The organism is Ensifer sp. M14 (assembly GCF_003355565.1).
In the GTDB taxonomy this organism is placed as follows: Bacteria; Pseudomonadota; Alphaproteobacteria; order Rhizobiales; family Rhizobiaceae; genus Ensifer.
This window is the reverse complement of sequence record NZ_QJNR01000004.1, coordinates 2,003,950-2,021,580: the sequence shown is the minus strand read 5'-3', so window position 1 is coordinate 2,021,580 and position 17,631 is coordinate 2,003,950. Positions and strand designations below refer to the sequence as shown.

Genomic DNA, 17,631 nt, shown 5'->3' with positions numbered 1-17,631 from the left:
GTTGCCCAGCGCTGCTGATCTCACCCGAGAGACGCCACCAGTTCGCGATAGGCAGCCTCCGGGAATGCCTTGAGCGTGCGAGTGCGCACATTGCCGCCCATGCCGAGCGTCATGGCAAAGCGCGCTGCGACCGCGTCGTCAGGCGCCTCGCAGATCGCCACCATGTCGTATTCACCCATGGTCAGAAAGAAATGTTTGAAGGAGCCGCCCATGTCGCCAAGCATCTTCTTGGCCGCATCGAGGCGCTTCGGAGACTCACGCACGTTCTTCACGCCCTGCTCAGTCCAGTTGAGGAGCACGACATAGGTGGTCATTTCACACCTCCCTGAGGACACGTTTCACGCCCGCGGTGCGACTGCTCCCGCGCTTTGGCCGGGTGCCCCGATTGCTCGGAAAGGGGGAGTATAGTCCTCCGGGCAAGCCGCCACAAGAAAACCGGCAGAGCCGCCTGCACGGAAACGAAAAAGCCGGGCGATGGCCCGGCTTTTGAATGTTGGACTTTCGACCGCTCAGTTGTCGAGGAACGAGCGCAGCTTGCGGCTTGCTTAGCTGTCCAAGAAGCTTCTCAGCTTCCTGGAGCGGCTCGGGTGCTTGAGCTTGCGCAGCGCCTTCGCCTCGATCTGACGGATACGTTCGCGGGTAACCGAGAACTGCTGACCGACTTCTTCAAGCGTGTGGTCCGTGTTCATGCCGATGCCGAAGCGCATGCGCAGGACGCGCTCTTCGCGCGGCGTCAGCGAGGCGAGAACACGGGTCGTCGTTTCGCGCAGGTTGGCCTGGATGGCAGCATCGATCGGCAGCAGCGCGTTCTTGTCCTCGATGAAGTCGCCGAGATGCGAATCCTCTTCGTCACCAACAGGGGTTTCGAGCGAGATCGGCTCCTTGGCGATCTTCAGGACCTTGCGGACCTTTTCGAGCGGCATGGCGAGCTTTTCGGCAAGTTCTTCCGGCGTCGGCTCGCGACCGATTTCGTGCAGCATCTGGCGCGACGTGCGAACGATCTTGTTGATCGTTTCGATCATGTGCACCGGAATGCGGATCGTACGGGCCTGGTCGGCGATCGAGCGGGTGATCGCCTGACGGATCCACCAGGTCGCATAGGTCGAGAACTTGTAGCCGCGACGGTATTCGAACTTGTCGACCGCCTTCATCAGGCCGATGTTGCCTTCCTGAATGAGATCGAGGAACTGCAGGCCGCGGTTGGTGTACTTCTTGGCGATGGAGATGACGAGGCGCAGGTTGGCTTCGACCATTTCCTTCTTGGCGATGCGCGCTTCGCGCTCGCCCTTCTGCACCATCGAGACGATGCGACGGAATTCGGCGATCGAGATGCCGGTTTCGGTCGCAAGGTTCTGGATCTCCTGGCGGATGTCGCGGATCGTCTGGTTTTCGCTCTTGGCGAATTCCTTCCAGCCCTTGCCGGCCAGGTTGCTGATCGACTTCATCCAGTTCGGATCGAGCTCGGCACCGGAGTACTGCTCGAGGAACGAGTCGCGCTTGACGCCGTAGGATTCGGCAAGCCGCAGCAGGCGACCTTCGTTCTGCATCAGGCGCTTGGAAATGTCGTAGAGCTGCTCGACGAGGCTGTCGACGCGGTTCTGGTTGAGCGACAGCGACTTGACCGCCTTGATCAACTCGTCCTTGAGCTCCTTGTAACGGCGCTCCTGGGCGGGCGACAGAGTGCCGGTGGCCGCAAGGCGGGCTTCCACCTGCTGGTCCTGCAGCTTGCGCAGCTTCTTGTAGGTCTCGGCGATGATGTCGAGCGTTTCCATGACCTGCGGGCGCAGTTCCGCTTCCATGGCTGCGAGCGAGAGGTTCGACTCGTCTTCGTCTTCCTCTTCTTCCTCGCTCGGCATGACATCGCCGCCGACATTGGTGATGTCGTCGTCGTTGCCGGTGCGAACCTTGCGGGTCTTTTCCTTTTCCTCGGCGGCCTTGCGGTCTGCCTCGATCTTTTCAGGGCTCTGGAACTGCGGCGCAGCCTTTGCCTCCGGACCGGAATAGGTGGTTTCGAGATCGATGATCTCGCGCAGCAGCGTCTGGCCTTCGTTGAGTTCGTCGCGCCAGATGATCAGCGCCTGGAACGTCAACGGGCTCTCACAGAGACCGGCGATCATCGTCTCGCGGCCAGCCTCGATGCGCTTGGCAATCGCGATTTCGCCTTCGCGCGACAGAAGCTCGACCGAACCCATTTCGCGCAGATACATGCGCACCGGGTCGTCCGTCCTGTCGGTCGGCTCTTTCTTCTTGGTTGCCGCAAGCGCCGTGCCGCCGCTGGAGGTGGCCAGTTCGCCGCCTTCGCCGTCGTTGTCGTCGTCGCTGCTCTCGTCGTCGCTGCTGCCGCCGGCGGCTTCCTCAGCTTCCTCGTCTTCGATGACGTTGATGCCCATATCGGAGAGCATCGCCATCGTATCTTCGATCTGCTCGGAGGTGACTTCTTCGGACGGCAGGACGGAGTTCAGCTCGTCCATCGTCACATAGCCGCGCTTCTTGGCGGCCTTGATCATCTTCTTGACAGCGTCATCGGAAAGATCGAGAAGCGGGCCGTCCGGAGCGCCTTCGCGTTCAACGTCAGCTTCTTCGTTTTCTTTGACTTTGGTTGCCATTTAGTTCGTCGCTTTCCTTGTCGCAACCGGCGTGAGCCCGGTGCAAATGCCGCTCGAAGGTCCGGGTGCGCCGCGCACCCGCCACCGAATCATTTCCCCTGACGTAACGGGATGATGTTTAATTCCTGATTAACCACGATAGCGATCGTGGCAAAGCGGACAAGCTTCGACAGTCCTGCCACTGAAGCACTACTGGCATGATATCCTAACCGCCGTGTCATTTCGCCATTTCTTGCTTGGAAATGGTGATTCCCAGAATTTTCGATCCCGTCAAGCATTTCCGCTGAAAAACCGCCTGATTCGGCAAAAATCGCCTCAGTTCACGTTTTCGGGTGTTTATCAGCTTCCGCTGAACATGTAGGCGTTGCCCATAAAAAGACAAGGGTCGATACTGCCTATCGACAAGGTAAGATTGCGTCGCATCGGCACGCGCAACCATACCTATGCACAATACCCCCGGTCATACCGATAGCCCGTCGTATTTGACGATCTTCACCGCCTCGATATCGAACTCCGGCAGACAGCGCAGGTTGATGGCCGCCATCGGTCCGTTCGGGCCGGCCCCCTCGCCGAATGGCGCGATACCGCAATGGCTGCAGAAGTGATGTTTGATGACGTGCCTGTTGAACTCATAGGTCGAGAGATCGGCTTCCGATGTCTTCAGGCTCAGGCTGTCGCGTGGAACGAAGGCCAGCAAGCCGCCCCGCCGGCGACACATCGAACAATTGCAATCGATCGCCTCGGCGAAGTCTCCCTCGACCTCGAAAGCGATTTTGCCGCAATGGCAACTTCCCTCGTAACGCATGCACTGGCTCCTTTGGCCGCCACAACCGTTGATCGCGGTCGCCCGCAACTGTCGGCAAAGATAGTGCGCGAACACGGGCGAACAAGCCGGATTGAACAACGCATGCCAAGACGCAAAACAATTCCCGAAAAGCCGAAGTTCGCCTGCGTGTTCGCAACATTATTCCGGTTTTCCGCTTGCCCTCGACCCAATCTCGACTGACCTTCCGGCCGAGAAAATGGAGGCACTCTTGAACATCAAGGAAACCGGCGCCATGCGCGTCATCAGCATTCGACGCAGGCTCACCATCCCCGAAGTCAGACATGCAAGCGCCGAGCTTGCGCCGCTGATCGACGCGGAAATCGACCGCGCGGGGCTGAAGCCCTCAGGGCCATGGATCTTCATTGCGCGGAACCTGCCGAAAAATGCCAAGGCCGCATTTGACTGGCGTATCTGCCGGCCGGTCGCAGGCGGTGAGGCCTATGACGGCACGCTCGACATGATCGAACTGGAGCCGATCATGGTCGCCTCGACCCTGCATCAGGGGCCGGTGCGAAGCCTCTTCACCCAGGGCTATGCGCCGCTGGTCGAAAAGATCGAGATGAGCCGGCACAATTTCTCCGGCGAAAGCCGCGAGATCTATCACCGTTGGGCAGGTCCCGGCTCTCGCTACCACGAGATCGAGATCCAGTTCGGCCTGGCCAATTGACAAAAAGACCGCGCATCGATGGCGATACGCGGCCTTGTGGATTTCGGCTTTCTAGCGAAGCGCCCTGCCTCACCGGTCCCCGTTCACCAATCCCCGTTCACCAATCCATGACGACCTTGCCGGAATTGCCCGAGCGCATGGCCTCGAAGCCGTCGCGGAAGTCGTCGATGCCGATGCGGTGGGTGATGACGGGCGAAAGGTCGAGCCCGCCCTGGACGAAGGCGATCATCTTGTACCAGGTCTCGAACATCTCGCGGCCGTAGATGCCCTTGAGGTTGAGCATCTTGAAGATCACCTTGTTCCAGTCGATCTCGAATCCAGCAGGCGCAATGCCGAGAATGGCGATCTTGCCGCCATTGTTCATCTTGTCGATCATGTCGCGGAAGGCCGGTGCAGCACCGGACATTTCCAGCCCGACATCGAAGCCCTCGGTCATGCCGATCGCTTTCATCACGTCGGCAAGGTTCTCCTTCGAGGCGTCGACGACATGGTCGATGCCGAGGTTTCGGGCGAGCTCGAGCCGCGTCGGGTTGATGTCGGTGATGACAACCTTGCGCGCGCCCGAGCGCTTGGCAACCAGCGCCCCCATGATGCCGATCGGGCCGGCACCGGTCACCAGCACATCCTCGCCGACGAGATCGAAGGAAAGGGCAGTGTGCACCGCATTGCCGAAGGGGTCGAAGATCGCCGCGATCTCGTCGGGAACGTCCTCAGGGATCGGCACGACGTTGTATTCCGGCAGGCAGACGAATTCGCCGAACGAGCCCGGCCGGTTGACGCCGACGCCGAGCGTGTTGCGGCACAGATGGCCGCGGCCGGCCCGGCAATTGCGGCACTTGCCGCAGACGATATGCCCCTCGCCCGAGACCCGCTCGCCGACATGGTATTTCGTCACGGCCGAGCCGACCTCGGCGATCTCGCCCATGAACTCGTGGCCGACGACCATCGGCACCGGAATGGTCTTCTGGGCCCACTGGTCCCAGTTCCAGATGTGCACGTCGGTGCCACAGATCGCCGACTTTTTCACCTTGATCAGCACGTCGTTCGGCCCGACCTCGGGCACCGGCACGCGCTCCATCCAAAGCCCGACCTCGGGCTTCGTCTTCACCAGCGCCTTCATCATGTTCGTCATCGACCTAATCCTCAAATCACGCCGAGGTCGCGGCCGACCTCTTCGAAGGCGGCGATCGCCCGGCGCACGTCGTCTTCGCTATGGGCGGCCGACATCTGCGTGCGGATGCGGGCCTGACCCTTGGGCACCACCGGGAAGGAGAAGCCGATGACGTAGACGCCCTTTTGCAGCATGCGTGCCGCCATTTCCTGCGCCAGCGCCGCATCGCCCAGCATCACCGGGATGATCGGATGGCCCTCGCCGGCCAGCGTAAAGCCGAGCTTCGACATCTCGGTGCGGAAAAGGCTGGCATTGGCGTAAAGCCGCGCCCGCAGCGCATCGCCGTTGTCGATCAGGTCGAACACCTTCAGCGAGGCAGCCGCAATCACTGGCGCCAGTGTGTTGGAGAACAGATAGGGCCGCGAGCGCTGCCGCAGCCACTCGACCACCTCGGCCTTGCCCGAGGTATAGCCGCCCGAAGCGCCGCCGAGCGCCTTGCCGAGCGTGCCGGTGATGATATCGATACGGCCTTCGACGCCGCAATGCTCGGCCGAGCCTCGGCCGTTTTTGCCGACGAAGCCGACCGCATGGCTGTCATCGACCATGACCATGGCGCCGTACTTCTCGGCGAGATCGCACACGCCGCCGAGATTGGCGATGATGCCGTCCATCGAAAACACGCCATCGGTGGCGATCAGCTTGAAGCGGCTGCCTTCGGCCTTCTTCAGCTCTTCTTCCAGTGCCGCCATGTCGTTGTTGGCATACCGGAAGCGCTTGGCCTTGGAGAGCCGCACGCCGTCGATGATCGAGGCATGGTTCAAGGCGTCGGAGATGATCGCATCCTCTTCGCCCAGCAGCGTCTCGAACAGGCCGCCATTGGCATCGAAGCAGGAGGAATAGAGGATCGTGTCTTCCAACCCGAGGAACGACGAGATCCGTGCCTCCAGCTGCTTGTGTTCTTCCTGGGTGCCGCAGATGAAGCGCACCGACGCCATGCCGTAGCCGTAGCGGTCGAGCGCCGCCTTGCCGGCTTCAGCCAACTCCGCGTTGTCGGCAAGGCCGAGATAGTTGTTGGCGCAGAAGTTCAGCACCCGCTCGCCCGAGGCAACCTCGATCTCACCCGCCTGCTTCGAGACGATCACTCGCTCCGACTTGTAAAGGCCTGACGATTTCAACCCGTCGAGTTCGGTGCGAAGGTGGGAGAGAAAGGCTGAGGTCATGGCTGGCCGCTTTCGCTGTAAAAAGAACGTTTCGTGCCAAACGAGTACCACGCCAGCTTTCCCGTTGCAGCAAATTCCCGCGGCTTGAGAGGGCCGTGCAGCATTCCGAAGGCAAAACGACAGGGCGTTGCATGGCGAGACGGCTTGCTCGACATTTTATGTCGTAGTCTTCGCCGTGCAAGACAGATTGCTTCGGTTGCCACTGAGTTTGAGTGCGCGGCCAGCGAAATCCGCTCCCCTCGCCCTTGTCCCGTTGAGTACCGCCTATTGCGCCGCCGACGCGGCGCTGCTGGATTCCTGTGACAAGCACAGGAATGAGGGAGAACCAGGTCGGATTTTCCAGATCGCGCACAATTTTTACTTGTATGCTAGACGCAGCGCCGTCAATCTCGGATCCCATGAGGGGCTATGTCTACATCCTCGCGTCCAAGCGAAACGGCACGCTATATGTTGGTGTGACGAAGGATCTCGCCGCCCGGCTTTACGAACATCAGAACGACCTGACGCCCGGTTTCACATCGAGATACGGCGTCAAGACGCTGGTCTGGTTTGAGGAGTTTGATTTGCTGACTGCAGCGATAACTCGGGAAAAAACGATCAAGAAATGGCCTCGAAAGTGGAAGTTGAACCTGATCGAACAGATGAACCCGGATTGGGCGGATATTTCGGCCTATCTGCATGCCCTCTGACCAATGATCCTATCGCGTTGTCTCGAGCTCGGGACAGCCTCGCCACGATTGTCAGGGTTCAGTTTTTGAATGCGCTGGCGGCCGCCACCGCCCTCATTCCTGTGCTTGTCACAGGAATCCAGCAGCGCAGCGTCGGCGGCGCGGTCGACTTAGCTGTTCGCAGGCGAAGTTCCCAGAATTGCGCTGTGTCCGCACAAGTGCCGAAACGATAGAGAGTCAGGACTAGCCCAATCGCCCAAGCTAAACGTCGGGGTTCACCCCTCAAGATACCCGTCGATGACGGCGAGAAACGCCTTGCCGTAGCGCTCGCGTTTGCTTTCGCCGATGCCGGGGATGTCGAGCAATTCGTCGAAGCCGCGCGGGCGCTCCTTGGCGAGCGCGATCAGCGTTGCGTCCGGGAAAACGACATAGGGCGGCACGTTCAGGTCCTTGGCGATGGTAAAGCGTTCGGCGCGCAGCAGTTCGAACAGCTCGAGATCGGAACCGGCGAGGTCGGCGCGCTCGCGCTGGCTGCCGGATTTCGCCTGTCGCGCAGCCTTGCCTGTCTGCGGGCGGTCCTTGCGAAACAATACCTGGCGCTCGCGCTTGAACACGGCGCGGGCGTCAGGTTCGAGCTTGATCGCACCGAAGGCAGTGTGATCGACGCTGACGAGGCCGGCGGCCAGCAATTGGCGAAACACCGATTGCCATGTCCGGGCCGGCAGATCCTTGCCGGCGCCGAAAACAGGCATGTCGACATGGCCGAAACGCTCGGTCTTTTCGTTGACGGTGCCCATCAGCACGTCGACGACATGGCCGGTGCCAAAGCGCTCTCCGGTGCGATAGACGGCGGCAAGCGCCTTGATCGCCGCTTCGGTGCCGTCCCAGGTTTCCACCGGCTTCAGGCAGGTATCGCAATGGCCGCAGCGGCCGGGATGCGCCTCGCCGAAATGCGCGAGGATCGCCTGGCGGCGGCAGCCGGCCGTCTCGCAGATCGCCAAAAGCGCATTGAGCTTGCCGCGCTCGATGCGCTTGATGTCTTCGGCCGCACCGCCCTCGTCGATCATCCGGCGGCGCTGCAGCACGTCGGCCATGCCATAGGCCATCCAGACTTCGGACGGCTGACCATCACGACCGGCGCGGCCGGTTTCCTGGTAGTAGGCCTCGATCGAACCCGGCAGATCGAGATGGGCGACATAGCGCACATCCGGCTTGTCGATGCCCATGCCGAAGGCGACGGTCGCGACCAGGCAGAGGCTTTCTTCCTTCAGGAACGCGTCCTGATGGGCGTCGCGCAGCGTCCGGTCCATGCCGGCGTGATAGGGCAGCGCGCGAATGCCCTGCCCGTTCAGCCATTCCGCCGTATCCTCGACCTTGGCGCGCGACAGGCAGTAGACGATTCCGGAGGAACCGCGAAAGCGGCTGAGGAAGCGCAGCAACTGCTGGCGCGGCTGGTCGCGCTCGACGATTTCATAAGCGATGTTCGGACGGTCGAAACTGGTTGTGAAGACTTCGGCACCTTGCAGCGACAACCGCTCGATAATGTCTTCGCGGGTATGCGGGTCGGCCGTCGCCGTCAGCGCGATGCGCGGCACACCGGGATATCGCTCGGCAAGCAGGCCGAGCGTGCGGTATTCCGGCCGGAAATCATGGCCCCACTGCGAAACGCAATGCGCCTCGTCGATGGCGAAAAGCGCAATGCGGGCATTGCCGATGAGGTCGGCGAAGCCGTCGGTGACGATGCGCTCGGGCGTGACGTAAAGCAGATCAAGCGTGCCGTCGGCAATCTGCCGGCGCACCGCGACCGCCTCTTCGCGCGTCAGCGACGAATTGAGGGCGGCCGCATTGACGCCGAGTTGCTTCAACGCCTCCACCTGATCGCGCATCAGCGCGATCAGCGGCGAAACGACGATACCAAGGCCGGGACGGCAGAGAGCAGGAATCTGGAAGCAGAGCGATTTGCCGGCGCCGGTCGGAAACAGAACGACGGCATCGCCACCGCCGGCCACATGCTCGACCACTTCCTGCTGCCGGCCGCGAAAGGCCGAATAGCCGTAGACGCGCTTAAGCACATCGAGCGGCGCTCGACCGGCGTCGTCGAAGAGTTGGCTGGCAGCACTTCTGTCGTGCTGCGCGCGTTCGACGAACTCCATTGCATCTCCTTCGGGGAATCACACACCGCCATCATCGCCAGATGCGACGGCAATGCCATAGGCGCCAGCCTATTTGAAGACACAGCGTGGATATCCAGAAGGATCGGCAGGCGTTTTCGGTCGGGGATTGGTGTTTTTGACAGCGCGGCCTTATTGATGCATCGGTACTTTAGGAAGCCGAGATCATCGGAAGGGCATCATGGCGAATATTCTGGCGGCAAGCGGCGGCGTCAAGCAAGTGATCTGCATCAACTGGGGTACGAAATACGGCGCTCCGTTTATCAACCGGCTCTATGCCATGGTGGCGCGCAACATCACCCCACCCTTCACCTTTACCTGTTTTACCGACAATCGCGACGGACTGCGCGACGAAATTCTCTGCGAGGATCTGCCGCCGCTCGACATTGCGAACATGCCCACGAAGACGCCAGGCATCTGGCAGAAATCGCGACTGTGGGGACCGAAGCTCGGCAATCTCAAGGGGCCGGTCCTTTTTCTCGATCTCGACATCGTCATTGTCGGATCGCTCGATTGCTTCTTCGAGAGGGAAGGACCCGACGACGTTGTCCTGGCGAGAAACCAGACGACGCCTTTCGAGCGCCTCGGCCAGACCTCGGTTTTCCGCTTCCCCGTGGGCAAACTCGTGCCACTCCAGGAAAAGTTCAGGGCCAGCCCACAGGCAATCGCAGACGAATATCGTTTCGAGCAGCGCTTCGTAACACGCAATGCGCCTGGTGGCGTGAAGCTCTTTCCCAGACGCTGGGTGCTGCACTTTCGACGGGACTGTCGCCACATCTTTCCTCTGAACTACTTCCTGGCGCCACGCCTGCCGGCCGACGCGCGCGTCGTGCTCTTCCCGCGCAACCTGCTGCCGCAACATGCAATCGACGGGCAATATGGCGAACGCGGCCGCGTGGATACGCCGCTTGGGCACATTCGCCGGCTGTTTACCGGCGACCACCGCGAAAAAAGTCCGATCAGCCACCTGCGCCACTACATCCACCCCGCGCGATGGGTGGCCGAACACTGGCGCGAATAATCGGGATCCTGCCAGGATCAGGATCGGACCGGATCTCGACCTCGCTGAACGGCATTTCGGCGGTTATATCGACTTGCGCCGATATTGACCTCTTGCGTGGGACCGTCTGCGATTATCCGGCAAGGAGCACACCGCAGTGCGATGCCTTGGCATCGGTCGAGGATTGCGACGCTGCCGGTGGCCGACAGACGGCCCACCCGAAGGGCCGGGCGCTTTTGGCCCCCGGACAGCGTCGATAATCCTCACCGGACCGTTTGGGTCCGCTTCCGGTTCTCTCCTTGCCGAGAACCAAAATCGCTCCGGCGCAAGAGGTCAATATCGGCGCAGGTCGGTATTACCGGGCCGCCGGCCCCTTCACCCGGCCCGAAAGCACGCCAAAACCTTCGATGATCGCTTCCTGGTTCTCAAGCCGGGTCACCTCGAACTGGACCTCCTGCAGCGTGCGCAGCAGTTGCGGCACGGCGTCAAGGTCTCCCTCCTCCGTTGCGTGCGCCAACTCCCGCTCCAGTTCGCGCTTTTGCCAGTGCAGCGCCTTGGAGCGCTGGTGCAGCGCCAGCGCCTGCAGATAGCCTTCGCGGGCATCCTCAGGCGCCGCAGCGGCAGTCGCCGTCCACAGCCGGGCGTAGCGGATCTGCTGGTCGATGGCCGCGATCAACGGGGCAAAGCCTTCGGCGTCGAGCTGCTCCACCAGCCCCTCGCGCGTCAGGCGCGGGCCGTTGGCGGCAGCGGCATTCAGCACCGCCGCCCAGCAGCGCTGCAGATCGCGATGGTCGAACTCGATGGTCGAGATCTCGTCGTACTCGTCGAAAAGCAGCTGCGGGTGGTTTACGATGGTCAGCGCCAGCACGCTTTCGCGCAGCGACGGCACCGCCTGCTGGCCGCTGACCAGCGACGAACGCGCCAACCGATCCGAGATCGCCGTTGGGCCCGAGGTGTTCGTCTGGCGTTGACCGGGTCCGCTGCGCTGGCCGCCGCCCTGGCGGCCGCCGCGCTCGAACTGCCGCCGCTCGCCGCCGCGACCGGGGCTTGCCGCCTGCAGGAAGGCGTGCAGCCGGTCGCGCATGTCCTGGCCATAGTGGCGCCGCACGCTCTCGTCGGCGATCACGGCGGTAACCTGCTTCAGCCTCGCTTCCAGCTCGGCGCGTTTTTCCGGCGTATCGAACGAGCCGCCCTGGATTTCACGCTGCCAGACCATCTCGGCGAGCGAGCGGGCATTGGCCAGCACCTGATCGAAGGGCGCCCGCCCCTCCTGACGCACCAGATCGTCGGGATCCTTGCCATCGGGCAGCATGGCGAACCGCACCGAGCGGCCGGGCTTCAGATGCGGCAGCGCCAGATCGACACCGCGGTTGGCGGCGCGAATGCCGGCGCCGTCACCGTCAAAGCAGAGCACCGGCTGCGACGTCATCTTCCAGAGCAGATCGAGCTGGTTTTCAGTGAGTGCTGTCCCAAGCGGCGCCACAGCATTCTCGACGCCCGCCTGATGCAGCGCGATCACATCCATATAGCCTTCGACCGCAATGATCGTGGCCGCAGCATTGTCGTTCTGCCCGGCGTCGCCGGGACGGCTGCCCACAGACATCGCCCGTCGTGCCCGGGCAAAGTTGTAAAGCACGTTGCCCTTGTGGAAGAGCTCGGTCTCGTTGGAATTGAGATATTTCGCCGGCGCATCCGGCGACATGGCGCGGCCGCCGAACGCGATGACCTTTTCGCGCGACGACAGGATCGGAAACATGATGCGATCGCGAAAACGGTCGTAGGAGACAGGCACTTCGGGCCCATGCACCACCAGCCCGCAGGCCTCGATCTGGTCCTTGCCGATGCCTTTTCCGGCCAGAAATTCCTTCAGCGCATTGCGGCTGTCGGGTGCAAAGCCGAGCCGAAATGTCTCGATCGTGCGACCGGTCAGCCCGCGCTCGCGCAGATAGGCGCGCGCCTTGGCACCATTGGCCTGCTGCAGCTGATCCTCGAAGAATTGCGTCGCCAGCTCCATGACGTCGAGCAGGCTGGTCCGCTCCTTCTCACGCCGCTCGGCCTGAGGGTCGGGCTGCGGCATGGCAACGCCCGCCATGTCGGCGATTTGCTGCACCGCCTCCGGGAAGCTCAGGCCTTCGAGGTCGGTGAGAAAACGAAAATGATCACCGGTGACGCCGCAGCCGAAGCAATGGTAGCGGCCCTTGCGGTCCTCGCAATGGAAGCTTGGGGATTTCTCGCCATGGAACGGGCAGCAGGCCCAGTAGTCGCCGCGCGAGACATTGGTCTTGCGCCGATCCCAGGTGACGCGTTTGGCGATCACGTCCGAAATCGGCACGCGGTCGCGTATCTCGTCAAGAAAGGTCTGTGAAAAGCGCATGGATACCTCTGGTCAATCCTCCATATAGGCGGAGAGACCGCCGGACACCACAGCACTCAACGGCCGTGCCCGCAATTCACAGGCCTTGTCGATGGCAAATATGAACCCGGCTTGCTGTGGGGCACAATCTATACACGTTAAACGAGAGTTTATTTCCACACGCAAGCCGTGTCCCCGCCTTGACTCCGGTTCGGTGCGATAGGATGAATTCGCATCCCGACCTCGGATTCCGCATCATGGCCCTCTCCGTCGAAGCACTTGCATCCAGCACCGGCTTCTTCAACGCCGTGCTCAGCTATGCGCGCGGCATGGTCGCGCTTTATGGCGCAAACCCGCGGCTCGCCTCGATCTTCGCCTCGCAGCAGCGCTGGCTGATGGCGCAGTCCGGTCTTGCCCTCTACCACGAGCGCGACCCGCAGGACCCGGCAAGCGGCCTCTATTCCGGGCGGTTCATCGACTATATCGTCGCAAACGAGATCGCCAGCCGCAACACCGCAGCCTCGTTCACGCAGGAGATGGTCGCTTATCGTTTCGCCCGCCATATCGCCGACCGGCCGGACAAGCGAGCCCGGCATCTGGAGCCGACCGAGGCCGCTCTCGACTATGTCTGGAAATGGCTGCAAGCCCACCTGACGATTTTGGACGCGCTCGACGGCGGCGCAAGGGCGGGTTCACTCGAGCAAACGCCCGATCTGTTTACCCGGCTGCAGCCGGTGATCGCGCACGCCCTTGTCGGCAACGACAGGGTTCGCCGCCCGGGCCCGACCTTCGATCTCTTCACCTGGGTCAATTCCGGCGGCGTGGTCATGGACGACCTGTTCTCACGCATTGCCGTCTTCGACCCGGATGCCCAAAGGGCCGATATCGGCACGGTGTCGTCGAGCGATCTCAGCGAACGCTTCATGATCTCGAAGACGCACCTCAAGCGCATCTTCAACAAGGCGTCGGAACTTGGCAACATAGGGTGGGATGGCCTGCCCGGGCGCGGCAGCCTCTGGCTGTCGAAGGGCTTCATCCGGGAGTATTGGGATTATCAGGCGGAGAAATTCGCGCTGATCGATCAAGCCTATGAAGGGCTCGGCGGCACCCTCGGTGCCGCAACGGCGCCCGCTGCAAAAGAGCGGGCGCTGTCGGTTACTTCAGCAGATCCTTGACCAGACCGGAGGCCTTGGCGAAGTCCATCTGGCCGGGATAACGCTCCTTGAGCGCGTTCATGCACTTGCCCATGTCGCGAAGCCCGTGGGCGCCGGTTTCCTGGATCACCGAAGCACAGAGTTCCCTGACCTTATCCTCGGGCAGCTGGACCGGCAGGAACTGGTTGATGATGACGATTTCCTGGCGCTCCTGCTCGGCAAGCTCCGGCCGGCCGCCTTGATCGAACATGCGAGCTGATTCCTCGCGCTGCTTGATCATCTTGGCGAGGATCTGCAGGATCTCGTCGTCGCCGACCGGATCCTTGCCCAGGCCACGGTTGGCGATATCACGATCCTTGATCGCAGCCTGGATCAGCCGCACGGTCGAGGTGCGCCGCGTATCCTTGGCCTTCAGGGCTTCTTTCAGTACCTCAGCGAACTGGTCGCGCATGTCTTTCTCCATGTCGAAGCCGGCCCGCGGTGCTCTTGCCCGGAACCGGTTCGATGCGTCAATGTTGTCGTCGTCTTAAACCAGTGTGGCAGGTGCAATCAAACGGATTACACAACCGCTTGAATTATAAGGAATTTTATTTCCGGACAATTCACAGCGGCCGGTTGACCGGGCTTAGCGCTTTGGCTATTTTCCCGCACCTGCACGACATCGGCATGTGAGCACTTTTCGCGGGGATTCCGCGCGTCCATGCCTGAGCACATGAAATGGCGATCAGCCGCCGGGTTTTCAAGCCCCGCGCTCCACGCCACAACGGGATAGGAACGATGACCGCGACACCCGCATGGACCACTGAAAAACCCACCGCTTTGCTCGTTCTTGCCGATGGCACCGTCATCGAAGGCAAGGGCATCGGCGCAACCGGCAAGGTGCAGGCGGAAGTCTGCTTCAACACGGCGCTTACCGGCTACCAGGAAATCCTGACGGACCCTTCCTATCTCAGCCAGATCGTCACCTTCACCTTCCCGCATATCGGCAATATCGGCGCCAATGACGAGGACATCGAAGACCTGACGCCGGCAGCCCGCCACGGCGCGGTTGGCGTCATCTTCAAGGCCGACATCACCGAGCCGTCGAATTACCGCTCCGTCAAGCACCTCGACGCCTGGCTGAAGGCACGCGGCATCATCGGCCTTTGCGGCATCGACACGCGCGCATTGACCGCCTGGATCCGCGAAAACGGCATGCCCAACGCCGTCATCGCCCACGACCCCTCCGGCGTCTTCGACATCGAAACGCTGAAGAAGGAAGCCAAGGCCTGGAGTGGGCTCGAAGGCCTCGACCTCGCCAAGGTCGCCACGTCAGGCCAGTCTTCGCAGTGGACCGAGAAGCCCTGGGTCTGGGACGAAGGCTATTCGACTCTCGGCGAGAAAGAGGCCCAGTACCACGTCGTGGCGCTCGACTACGGCGTCAAGCGCAACATCCTGCGCCTCTTCACGGGCCTCAACGCCCGCGTCACCGTGATGCCGGCAACGACGAGCGCCGAAGAGGTGCTTGCCCAGAAGCCGGACGGCATCTTCCTCTCCAACGGCCCGGGCGACCCGGCCGCCACCGGCGAGTATGCCGTGCCGGTGATTCAGGACCTCTTGAAGAGCGACATTCCGGTGTTCGGCATCTGCCTTGGTCACCAGATGCTGGCGCTGGCGCTCGGCGGCAAGACCGAGAAGATGCACCAGGGCCATCATGGCGCCAACCATCCGGTCAAGGATCACACGACAGGCAAGGTCGAGATCGTCTCGATGAACCACGGCTTCGCGGTCGATTCGAAGTCGCTGCCGGAAGGTGTTGAAGAGACTCATATTTCGCTGTTCGACGGCACCAATTGCGGCCTGCGCGTCGCCGGCAAGCCGGTGTTCTCGGTGCAGCACCACCCGGAAGCCTCGCCGGGTCCACAGGACAGCCACTACCTCTTCCGCCGGTTCATGAACCTCGTGCGCGAGAAGAAGGGCGAGCCGGCACTCGCCGAGCGCTAAGCGCGCGACGAAGACAAGTTTTGAAGGCCCGCTCCGTGCGGGCCTTTTCTTTTGGAGCACAGGTTTTGAGCGCCGCCCCCTCACCCAGCGGCCAGACGCGCGGCAATGAAATCGACTACGGCGCGCACCGACGGCAATTGACCGCGCCGGTGCGGCATCAAAAGCGTCGTCGTGACGCTGCCTGCTTCCCAATCAGGCAGGACACGCACGAGGCTGCCCGCCTCGATTTGCGCCCGGCAGATTTTCCGCGGCAGTGCGGTGATGCCGAGGCCGGAAACGGCGGCTGCGCAAAGCACATGGGATTCGTCCGCGACGAAGCGGGGCTCGGGGCGAACCCGGACGACCACATCAGCGTCGTTGCGCATTGTCCATCCCTCTGCGGTCAAGGAGGCCAGAAGCCCGTTATGGCGTGAAAGGTCGCTGGGTTCACGCGGTCGCCCGCGGCTTTCCAGATAGGCCGGCGCCGCCACCAGCCAGATGGCGTCCGTTGCCACCCGCCGCTGCACCATGCCGGAATCGGGTAAGGCAGCGAAGTGATCGCGCACGGCGATGTCGAAGCCCTCCTGCACCACATCGACGAAGCGATCGGTCGCGTGCAGCATCACCCGCATCTTGGGATAGGTCTGCGCCAGTGGCGGCAGGAGGCCGGCCAGCATCATCTGCGCCGTCGGAACCGAGGCGGTGATCCTGACCGTGCCGCTCGGCTCGGCAAGCCGCCCCTTGACGATGGCTTCGGCCGCTTCCGCCTCGATCAGCATCGCCGCGGCATGGCGATAGAAGTCCTCCCCGATTTCGGTGACGGTGAAGCGGCGCGACGTGCGGTTGATCAGTCGGACACCGAGCGTCTTTTCCAGTTCGGCCACGCGTTTGCTCAGCGTCGATTTCGGCACATTGAGTGCGCGCGCCGCCGGTGCGAACCCCTTGTGGTCGACCACATGGGCAAAGACGATGAAGTCGTTGAGATTGCGCATCGCAGCTTCCAATGTCTACAAATGTAGACGATAGATCCACATTTTCCTCACTTACGCAATATCGTCCACGAAACTATCTCTTCATCATCGAAACCTGATATCGAAGGAAGAGAAGATGGGTATCTATCAGAACAAGAAAGCCGTCGTCATCGGCGGCACGCACGGCATGGGTCTGGCAACCGTCGAGCGGCTCGTCGACGGCGGCGCCGAGGTGCTTTTGACCGGCAACAACGAGGCGAACCTCGCGAGAATTCAGGAGCGCTTCGGGTCGCGCGTCCATGCGGTGAAATCCGACATTTCCGATCTCGGCGAGATCGCCGTGCTCGGAGCGACGGTCGGCCAGAAGCTGGGCTCGATCGACCTGCTGCACGTTAACGCCGGCACATCGCTGCTTGAACCGTTCGACCAGGTGACGGAGGCCTCCTATGATCGCCAGTTCACCATCAACACCAAGGGCGCCTTCTTCACCGTCCAGCGATTGGCGCCGCTGATCCGCGACGGCGGCTCGATCGTCTTCACCTCGTCCGTTGCCGATGTCGGCGGTCATGCAGGCATGGCTGTCTATAGCGGCAGCAAGGCAGCGCTGATCTCCTTTGCCTCGGTCTTTGCTGCCGAACTCCTGCCGCGCGGCATCAGGGTGAACTCGGTCAGCCCAGGCTTCATCGACACGCCGACCAAGGGTGTTGCCGGCGTCACCGATGCCGAGCGCGCCGAGTTCAAGGCGCTGGGCGACGCGATCACGCCGATGGGCCGCAACGGCACCGCCGACGAAGTGGCCCGGGCCGTGCTGTTCCTCGCCTTCGACGCGACGTTTACGACAGGCGCAAGACTGACGGTCGACGGCGGCCTCGGCCAGCAACTGTCGCCAGCGGCCTGAAGCGCGCAGGAGCGGAGAAGCACG

At 62.1% G+C, this 17,631-nt stretch carries 15 protein-coding genes; 6 read left to right on the top strand and 9 right to left on the bottom strand.

Going from position 1 to position 17,631, the window contains the following annotated elements:
- Window positions 1–20: 20 nt before the first annotated feature.
- The 3 genes from BLJAPNOD_RS09610 to BLJAPNOD_RS09595 all read right to left on the bottom strand — a co-directional run bounded on the left by BLJAPNOD_RS09610 (window position 21) and on the right by BLJAPNOD_RS09595 (window position 3,411).
- Window positions 21–314 (bottom strand): GYD domain-containing protein, encoded by a 294-nt coding sequence (locus BLJAPNOD_RS09610; protein ID WP_077499587.1) that lies wholly within the window; start codon window positions 312–314, stop codon window positions 21–23.
- Window positions 315–545: 231 nt separating this feature from the next.
- Window positions 546–2,606: an RNA polymerase sigma factor RpoD gene (gene rpoD / locus BLJAPNOD_RS09605; protein WP_077499585.1), complete on the bottom strand. Its 2,061-nt coding sequence runs from the start codon at window positions 2,604–2,606 to the stop codon at window positions 546–548.
- Window positions 2,607–3,066: 460 nt separating this feature from the next.
- On the bottom strand, window positions 3,067–3,411 hold the full coding sequence (locus BLJAPNOD_RS09595; RefSeq protein ID WP_115419640.1) for a GFA family protein: 345 nt from the start codon (window positions 3,409–3,411) through the stop codon (window positions 3,067–3,069).
- 229 nt (window positions 3,412–3,640) lie between these two features.
- Between BLJAPNOD_RS09595 and BLJAPNOD_RS09590 the strand changes: the two genes are divergently transcribed.
- Window positions 3,641–4,099, top strand: coding sequence for a GyrI-like domain-containing protein (locus BLJAPNOD_RS09590; RefSeq protein WP_199565923.1), 459 nt, complete (start codon window positions 3,641–3,643; stop codon window positions 4,097–4,099).
- 97 nt (window positions 4,100–4,196) lie between these two features.
- Here the strand turns inward: BLJAPNOD_RS09590 and tdh are convergent, their stop codons facing one another.
- Both tdh and BLJAPNOD_RS09580 read right to left on the bottom strand, forming a co-directional pair.
- Window positions 4,197–5,231 carry an L-threonine 3-dehydrogenase gene (gene tdh, locus BLJAPNOD_RS09585; RefSeq protein ID WP_115419638.1) on the bottom strand — a complete coding sequence of 345 codons (1,035 nt, stop codon included), beginning with the start codon at window positions 5,229–5,231 and terminating at the stop codon, window positions 4,197–4,199.
- 11 nt (window positions 5,232–5,242) lie between these two features.
- Window positions 5,243–6,430 (bottom strand): glycine C-acetyltransferase, encoded by a 1,188-nt coding sequence (locus BLJAPNOD_RS09580; RefSeq protein WP_115419637.1) that lies wholly within the window; start codon window positions 6,428–6,430, stop codon window positions 5,243–5,245.
- Window positions 6,431–6,828: 398 nt separating this feature from the next.
- Between BLJAPNOD_RS09580 and BLJAPNOD_RS09575 the strand changes: the two genes are divergently transcribed.
- Complete coding sequence (locus tag BLJAPNOD_RS09575; protein WP_077504839.1) at window positions 6,829–7,119, top strand: GIY-YIG nuclease family protein; 291 nt, start codon at window positions 6,829–6,831, stop codon at window positions 7,117–7,119.
- A 254-nt stretch (window positions 7,120–7,373) separates the two neighbouring features.
- Here the strand turns inward: BLJAPNOD_RS09575 and recQ are convergent, their stop codons facing one another.
- Window positions 7,374–9,251, bottom strand: coding sequence for a DNA helicase RecQ (recQ, locus tag BLJAPNOD_RS09570; RefSeq protein WP_115419636.1), 1,878 nt, complete (start codon window positions 9,249–9,251; stop codon window positions 7,374–7,376).
- 196 nt (window positions 9,252–9,447) lie between these two features.
- Between recQ and BLJAPNOD_RS09565 the strand changes: the two genes are divergently transcribed.
- Complete coding sequence (locus BLJAPNOD_RS09565; protein WP_199565988.1) at window positions 9,448–10,290, top strand: glycosyl transferase; 843 nt, start codon at window positions 9,448–9,450, stop codon at window positions 10,288–10,290.
- A 334-nt stretch (window positions 10,291–10,624) separates the two neighbouring features.
- Here BLJAPNOD_RS09565 and dnaG read toward each other — a convergent pair whose 3' ends face one another.
- Window positions 10,625–12,643: a DNA primase gene (dnaG, locus tag BLJAPNOD_RS09560; protein ID WP_115419634.1), complete on the bottom strand. Its 2,019-nt coding sequence runs from the start codon at window positions 12,641–12,643 to the stop codon at window positions 10,625–10,627.
- Window positions 12,644–12,879: 236 nt separating this feature from the next.
- Here dnaG and BLJAPNOD_RS09555 point away from each other — a divergent pair, with 236 nt between their 5' ends.
- Window positions 12,880–13,797 (top strand): hypothetical protein, encoded by a 918-nt coding sequence (locus tag BLJAPNOD_RS09555; RefSeq protein WP_244610906.1) that lies wholly within the window; start codon window positions 12,880–12,882, stop codon window positions 13,795–13,797.
- On the opposite strand, the gene BLJAPNOD_RS09550 is transcribed toward BLJAPNOD_RS09555, so the two are convergent.
- Window positions 13,778–14,227, bottom strand: coding sequence for a GatB/YqeY domain-containing protein (locus BLJAPNOD_RS09550; protein ID WP_115419633.1), 450 nt, complete (start codon window positions 14,225–14,227; stop codon window positions 13,778–13,780). The genes BLJAPNOD_RS09555 and BLJAPNOD_RS09550 overlap by 20 nt on opposite strands.
- Window positions 14,228–14,553: 326 nt before the next feature.
- On the opposite strand from BLJAPNOD_RS09550, the gene carA reads away from it, so the two are divergent.
- Entirely contained in the window at window positions 14,554–15,759 is a 1,206-nt protein-coding gene (carA, locus tag BLJAPNOD_RS09545; protein WP_077504833.1) for a glutamine-hydrolyzing carbamoyl-phosphate synthase small subunit, read from the top strand.
- 80 nt (window positions 15,760–15,839) lie between these two features.
- Here the strand turns inward: carA and BLJAPNOD_RS09540 are convergent, their stop codons facing one another.
- Window positions 15,840–16,730, bottom strand: coding sequence for a LysR substrate-binding domain-containing protein (locus BLJAPNOD_RS09540; protein ID WP_115421219.1), 891 nt, complete (start codon window positions 16,728–16,730; stop codon window positions 15,840–15,842).
- Window positions 16,731–16,845: 115 nt separating this feature from the next.
- Between BLJAPNOD_RS09540 and BLJAPNOD_RS09535 the strand changes: the two genes are divergently transcribed.
- The gene (locus BLJAPNOD_RS09535; RefSeq protein WP_115419632.1) at window positions 16,846–17,607 is read left to right on the top strand and encodes an SDR family oxidoreductase; all 762 of its coding nucleotides are present in this window, start codon (window positions 16,846–16,848) and stop codon (window positions 17,605–17,607) included.
- The last annotated feature ends 24 nt before the right edge of the window (window positions 17,608–17,631 follow it).